This is a genomic window from Pantoea sp. EKM20T (genome assembly GCF_011800485.1).
In the GTDB taxonomy this organism is placed as follows: domain Bacteria; phylum Pseudomonadota; class Gammaproteobacteria; order Enterobacterales; family Enterobacteriaceae; genus Pantoea; species Pantoea agglomerans.
Genome location: NZ_JAALFW010000031.1, coordinates 1 through 1,829, shown reverse-complemented (window position 1 = coordinate 1,829; position 1,829 = coordinate 1). Strand labels below are relative to the sequence as shown.

At 64.7% G+C, this 1,829-nt stretch carries 1 protein-coding gene; it reads left to right on the top strand.

Annotated features, from left to right (window positions below; translation table 11 throughout):
- Positions 1–1,829, top strand: a 1,829-nt coding sequence (locus tag HFD94_RS22740; protein ID WP_243234818.1) for an Ig-like domain-containing protein, incomplete at both ends; no start/stop codon positions are given.

Here is a 1,829-nt window from a genome sequence, read left to right as displayed (position 1 = left end):
GGCACGGCGGAAGCGGGCGCGACGGTGACGGTATATCTGGACAACAGCAGCACGCCGGCAGGCAGCACGGTGGCGGATGCGGACGGCAACTGGACACTTTCGCTGGGCACGCTGACGGACCGCGATTACAGCTGGCAGGTGAAGGTGACGGACGCGGCGGGGAACGAAACCCGCGGCGAGCGCGCAACCTTCAGGCTGGACAGCAGCAGCGTGGAGCTGAGCATTGACCAGGCGAACGACGATGCGGGAAGCGTCACCGGCGCGGTACTGAACGGCGGCCTGACCGACGACAGCACGCCGGAGCTGCAGGGCACGGCGGCGGCGGGCGCGGTGGTGACCATCAGCGACCAATCGGGCGCGGTGCTGGGCAGCAGCACGGCAAAAAGCAGCGGCGTGTGGACATTCGCGGTGGCGGAGCTGGCAGACGGTGAGCACGTCTTTACGGCATCGGTAACCAACGCGGCGGGCAACAGCAGCGAGGCGAAATTTACCCTGACCGTTGACACCATCGCACCTGTCCTGCCGACCATCACCGAGATGATTGACGATGTAGGCACTGTACAGGGCACGTCTACGACCAGTGGTGGCGTAACGGACGATCCGTCGCCGACCTTTACCGGCAAGGCGGAAAAAGGTTCGCTGGTTACGCTGTATGACGGCGACAGCGTGCTGGGCAGCGTTCGGGCGGATGCGCAGGGCAACTGGAGCTATACGCCGACCACCAATATGGTAGACGGCGATCATAGTATCAAAGCCGTTAGTACGGACGCGGCAGGAAACATCTCCGCGCCTGGCGCAGAATGGCCGTTTAAGCTGGATACCAGCACGGCGGCTCCGGAAATCACGAACAACACCGAAGACGAGCTGGCCGGTAACGCCGAGCCGGGTGTGGTGATCGTAATCACCGATCCGGTCAGCGACAGCGTGACCAGCACGGTGGCAGATGCTGACGGTCACTGGAGCATCCAGCCGAATCCGGCGGGCGTGGACGCCAAAGACGTCGTGGTGGAAGCCACCGACGAGGCGGGCAACAGCAACAGCGTTGTGATCGACGGCCCGACAGACAGCACGCCGCCGGATAACCAGACCTCGGGCCTGGTCATCGACAGCATCACCCTGACCGACGACGTCGGTGCGATTACCGGCGAGATCCTGGATGGCAGCGTCACCGACGACGCACGGCCGACCTTCTCCGGCGACGCAACCGCCGACATCGATCACGTCAATATCTATGACAACGGCCAGCTTATCGGCAGCGCAGCGGTGGGCGCGGACGGCAAGTGGAGCTGGACGCCGGAGCAGGATATGGCGGACGGATCCTCACACGACCTGACGGTTGCGGCGGTGGACGCGGCGGGTAACGAAGGCCCGCAGGTGAGCGGCACTGATGACGATGGCTGGAGCTTTACCGTCGACACCACTGCGCCGGATATCGACGCCTTTACAGACAGCAGCATCACGCTGACCGATGACGTCGGTCCGGTACGGGGCGAGATCGCCGACGGTGCAACGACTGATGATGCACGCCCGACCTACAGCGGTAGCGTGAGCACGGCAGGAATAGCGCAGGGTGTGGTCAGCGTCAATATCTACGACAGTGGCAAGCTGATCGGCAGCGCAGCGGTGGACGCGGACGGCAAGTGGAGCTGGACGCCGGACAGCGCAATGAGCAGCGGGGCACACGCCCTGACGGTCGCGGCGGTGGACGCGGCGGGCAATGAAGGTCCGCAGGTAAGCGGTACGGCGGATGCGGCGTGGGACTTCAGCGTCCTGACCAGCGCCCCGGCGCAGCCGGCGATTGAAAACGTGGTGGACGACTACAGCCAGGG